Annotated in this window: 2 protein-coding genes; both read left to right on the top strand. The window is 70.0% G+C overall.

The features are described 5' to 3' along the window. On the top strand, positions 1-813 hold an 813-nt coding region (locus AB0F13_RS27630), incomplete at its 5' end, for a phosphopantetheine-binding protein (protein ID WP_362087881.1). 35 nt (positions 814-848) lie between these two features. Next, the coding region (locus AB0F13_RS27625; protein WP_362087878.1) for a beta-ketoacyl synthase N-terminal-like domain-containing protein at positions 849-5,500 on the top strand (4,652 nt) is incomplete at its 3' end.

Below are 5,500 nucleotides of genomic sequence, written 5' to 3'. Positions count from 1 at the left end.
TTGGCGTGGGGTGCGTGGGCGCAGTCGAGTGGTATGACGGGTGCGTTGTCCGATGCTGATATGCAGCGGATCGCGGCTTCCGGGGTGCCGCCGCTTTCGGTAGCGCAGGGTTTGGCGCTGTTCGATGCTGCCACGGCCTCCGACGAGGCCTACCTCGTGCCCATCGGCCCCACCTCCGGTGCCAGGAAGGTCCGGGGAGATGTGCCTCCGCTGCTCCGGGGCCTGGTGAAGAGCGCCCGGCGGACGGCCGCGACCACAGCCGGCGGGTCCGTCACCGCCGTCATGCTCACCCGCCGACTGCGGGTCATGCAGGAAACGGAACGACTCGGCTTCGTGGTGGACCTCGTACGGACCGAAGCCGCCGCCGTTCTCGGTCACGCCTCGTCCCAGGCGGTCGAAACGAAGCGGGAGTTCCACGACCTGGGCTTCGATTCGCTGACCGCTGTGGAACTCCGCAACCGGCTGGCCGCGGCGACGGGACTGCGTCTCTCCGCCACCTTGGTATTCGACTACCCGACCCCAGCCATCCTGGCCGGACACCTCGTCTCGCAGCTCGTGGGCGAGGACAGTGCCGGGGAAGGCCCCTCTCTCCTGGCGGAACTCGACCGCTTGGACTCCACGCTGGCGGCGACCGAGCCGGATGCCCTCACCAGGGCGGCAGTCGCCAACCGGCTGCTCCACATGCTGGAGAAGTGGAGAGGTGACGAGGCGGAGAACACCGGTGCTGATGTCACCGAGCGGATCGAATCCGCCAGCACCGATGAAATTTTCGACTTCATCGACAACGAGCTCGGCCGTCTGAGCGATCGCTGATCCGGCCTCATTATTCACAGGGAAGGTTCCTCGTCATGTCGAACGACAGCAAGCTCGTTGACTACCTCAAGTGGGTCACGGCCGATCTGCACCAGACCCGCCAACGGCTGCTGGAAGTCGAGTCCGGAAAGCAGGAGCCGATCGCGATCGTCGGTATGTCCTGCCGGCTGCCGGGTGGAGTGCAGTCACCGGAAGAGCTCTGGCAACTGCTGGACGAGGGACGGGACGGAATCTCGGAGTTCCCCACGGACCGTGGCTGGAATATCGATGTTCTCCATGGTGAAGGGAATGGCAGCAGCGCGACCGCTGAGGGCGGTTTCGTCGACGCCGGTGCGTTCGACGCGGGTTTCTTCGGGATTTCACCGCGTGAGGCCGTGGCGATGGACCCGCAGCAGCGGCTGCTGCTGGAGACGTCATGGGAGGCGTTCGAGCGGGCGGGTATCGACCCGGTGGGCCTGCGCGGCAGCCGGACGGGCGTATTCGTCGGCACGAACGGCGTCGACTACGCCGGCGTCGTGATGAATTCCCGGGAGGACACGGAGGGCCACGCCGGCACCGGCCTGGCGAGCAGCGTGATCTCCGGACGTGTCTCCTACACCTTTGGCCTGGAAGGCCCTGCCGTAACGGTCGACACGGCATGTTCGTCGTCCCTCGTGGCCTTGCACATCGCTTCCCATTCCCTGCGCAACGGCGAGTGCTCGCTGGCCCTGGCCGGCGGTGTGACGGTCCTGTCCACGCCGATGGGATTCGCCGGCTTCAGCCGCCAGGGCGGACTGGCATCCGACGGCCGGTGCAAGGCATTCGCCGATGCCGCCGACGGAACCGGCTGGTCCGAGGGCGTGGGCGTTCTCGTCCTGGAGCGGCTGTCCGACGCCCGCCGCAACGGACACAAGGTCCTGGCCGTGGTGCGCGGCTCGGCCATCAACCAGGACGGTGCGTCCAACGGGCTGACGGCCCCCAACGGCCCGTCGCAGCAGCGCGTGATCCGCCAGGCCCTGGCCGGCGCGGGCCTGTCCACTGCCGACGTGGACGTGGTCGAGGCCCATGGCACGGGCACCACCCTCGGTGACCCGATCGAGGCGCAGGCCCTGCTGGCCACGTACGGGCAGGACCGCGACCCCGAGCGGCCGCTGCTGCTCGGGTCGGTGAAGTCGAACATCGGCCACACACAGGCGGCGGCCGGTGTCGCGGGGATCATCAAGGTGGTCCTGGCGATGCAGCATGGCGTGCTGCCCAAGACGCTGCATGTGGACCGGCCTTCGACGCACGTGGACTGGTCCGCGGGCGCGGTGCGGCTGCTGACCGGGCGCACGGCCTGGCCCGAGGCCGACCGTCCGTGGCGCGCGGGCGTGTCGTCCTTCGGGATCAGTGGTACGAATGCGCACGCCATCATCGAGCAGGCCCCGGCCGAGGAACCGTCCGCAGAGGCAGGTGACGGGGCAGCCGGAAAGCCGGCGGAAGCCGCGGCCGGCGCAGCGGCCGCGAACGCATCCGGAGCTCGGCCCACAGCGGTGTCCACCGCCGGATCCGAGGCCGCGCCCGCGCTCGTGCCTGCAGCCGTGCCTGCAGCCGCGCCCGCAGCAGTGCCGTGGCTGGTGTCGGCGAAGTCCGAAGACGCCCTGGCAGCCCAACTGGAGCGCGTTTCGGCGCTCACCGACCTGTCACCGCTCGATGTGGGCTTCTCACTGGCGACCAGCAGGTCGACATTCGCCCACCGCGCTGTCCTGCTGGCCGGCAGCGGCAACACCGGCATCACCGAGATCGCGCGGGGCGTCGCCCCGGACGCGGTCGGCAAGTCGGCCTTCCTGTTCTCGGGACAGGGCTCGCAGCGCCCGGGAATGGGCCGGGAGCTCTACGCCCGGTTCCCCGTCTTCGCCGCGGCGTTGGACGCGGTGACCGCCGGGCTGGACGCCGAACTGGAGCGGCCACTGCGAGAGGTGCTCTTCGCCGAGGCCGGCACGCCCGAGGCGGAAATGCTGGACCGCACGGGATTCACCCAGCCCGCGATGTTCGCGATCGAAGTGGCGCTCTACCGCCTGGTGGAATCGTGGGGCCTGCGCCCGGACTTCGTGGCCGGTCACTCCATCGGTGAGATCACGGCAGCCCACGTAGCGGGCGTGCTCTCCCTCGAGGACGCCTGCACCCTCGTCGCGGCCCGGGCCCGGCTCATGCAGGCCCTACCCGCAGGCGGAGCCATGGTCGCCGTCCAGGCCAGTGCGGACGAGGTGACGAAGCACCTGGTCGGCGGTGTCGCGATCGCGGCGGTCAACGGCCCGGACTCGATCGTCATCGCCGGCGACGAAGCCGCGGTCCTGAAGGTCGCCGGACAGCTCGCGGCCGAGGGCCGCAAGACCCTGCGGCTGTCGGTGAGCCATGCGTTCCATTCGCCGCTGATGGATCCGATGCTGGAGGACTTCCGGCAGGTCGTCTCGGGCCTGTCGTTCTCGGCGCCACAGATTCCGGTTGTATCGAACGTGACCGGTCAGCCGGCCACGGAAGAGCTGGTGTGCGACCCGGAGTACTGGGTGCGCCACGTCCGTGAGACCGTCCGCTTCACCGACGGCGTGAAGGCGCTGGCCGAAGCAGGCGTCTCCACCTTCCTGGAGCTCGGCCCGGACGGGGTGCTGGCGGCGATGGCGCAGCACAGCCTGGGCGAGGCCGCCGACGACGCGGTCGTGGTGCCCGCGCTCCGACGGAACCGCGCCGAGGAGACCGCCCTGCTCACCGCGCTTGCGCGCCTGCACGTCGCGGGCGTCGAAGCGGACTGGTCCCAGCTGTTCACCGGCACGGGCGCACGCCGCGTGGACCTGCCGACGTATGCGTTCCAGCACGAGCGGTACTGGCCGAGGCCGGCCGCCCTCACGGGCGATGTGACCGGTGCGGGTCTGTCGCCGGCGGAGCATCCGCTGCTGGGTGCGACCCTGGCGCTCGCGGATTCGGACGAGGTGCTGTTCACGGGCAGGCTGTCCCTGCACACCCACCCATGGCTGGCCGACCACGTGGTGGACGGAAAGGTTCTGTTCCCCGCCACCGGGTTCCTGGAGCTCGCGATGCGCGCGGGGGACCAGGTCGGCTGCGACCGGGTCGAGGAGTTCACCCTCGTTGCTCCGCTCGTCCTGACCGAGGAGAGCGCCGCACTGGTCCAGGTCCTGGTCAGCGCTCCAGACGAGGCGGGCGCTCGTACGGTGAGCCTGTACGCGCGCCCGGACGACGCCGGGGACCAGGCGTGGACCGAGCACGCCACCGGCCTGCTGTGCATCGGCGAGCAGCTAGCGGAGTTCGACGCCTCCGTCTGGCCGCCACACAACGCGGTCGTCGTGAACTTGGAGGGCTTCTACGAGCGGACTGAGTACGGTCCCGTGTTCCAGGGGCTGCGCTCGGTCTGGCTGCGTGGCGAAGAAGTCTTCATCGAAGCGGCGCTGACGAGCGACGCTGCCGGGGAAGCCGAGAGCTTCGGCCTGCATCCGGCGCTGCTGGACGCGGTGCTGCACGCCCATGGCGTCGCAGGCGTCGGAGACGGGGAGCACCCTCTCATGCCGTTCGGCTGGAGCGGTGTATCGCTGCACGCCGGCGGAGCCTCGGTCGTACGGGCACGTATGGTCAAGCTCGGCGAGGACTCGGTGTCCATCGCCGTGGCCGATGTCGAAGGCGCTCCTGTGCTGAGCGTGAAGTCGCTGGCGCTGCGTGCCCAGCCGGTGGCCCAGGCCCCCGTCCTGCGCAGAACAGAGCATGATTCGCTACTGCGGCTGGAGTGGGTACCGGCGCCGGAGACGCAGGAAAAAGAGGGGACCCGATGCGTGTATGTGTCCCTGGGTGCCGACGACTTCGGAGCGGGCGCCTCGGTCACGTCTCTGGCCGAGGTCACGGGCGACGAGGACCTGGTGCTGGTCCCCCTCGACGGCACCGCTACCGACGTGCCCGGCGCGGTGCACGAGCTGACGGCCCGCGTGCTCGGCCTGGTGCAGGAGTGGTTGGCGGAGGAGCGGTTCGCCGCCTCGCGCCTGGTCTTCGTGACCCACAACGCTGTTTCGGCCGCAGAGGGCGAATCGGTGCACGACCTGGCGGCGGGTGCGGTCTGGGGTCTGGTGCGCTCGGCGCAGTCCGAGAACCCCGGGCGTTTCGCGCTCCTCGACATTGAGGAGCGCGAGGCAGCCGGCGTACTGGAGGGTCTGCCTGGTCTGCCGGGTCTGCTTGCTCGTGGTGATGAGCAGTTCGTGGTGCGGGACGGTGTTCTGCGGGTGGGCCGGCTGGCCCGGTCGGCTTCCGGCAGTGGCCTGCTGCCGCCGACAGGTCAGCCGTGGCGGTTGGATGCCGGTGCGAAGGGCAGCCTGGACGGTCTGGTGCTCGCCCCGTCCCCGGACGTGCTGGAGCCGCTCGCGGCTGGGCAGGTCCGCGTGGCGGTCGAGGCTGCGGGGGTCAATTTCCGGGATGTTCTGAACGCCCTGGGTATGTACCCGGGTGAGGCCGGTCTGCTGGGTGCCGAGGCCGCCGGCGTGGTGCTCGAAACGGGAGCCGACGTGCATGGCCTGCGTCCGGGGGACCGGGTGATGGGCATGGTGCCCGGTGGGTTCGGGCCGGTCGCTGTGGTGGATGAGCGGTATCTGGTCCGGGTGCCGGGGGAGTGGTCCTCTGCTCAGGCGGCGTCGGTGCCGTTGGTCTTCCTGACCGCCCTCTACGCCCTGAAGGA

It is taken from the genome of Streptomyces sp. NPDC026206 (genome assembly GCF_040638465.1).
In the GTDB taxonomy this organism is placed as follows: Bacteria; Actinomycetota; Actinomycetes; order Streptomycetales; family Streptomycetaceae; genus Streptomyces.
The sequence above is the reverse complement of the archived record's forward strand: the minus strand, read 5'-3'. Positions and strand labels throughout refer to the sequence as shown.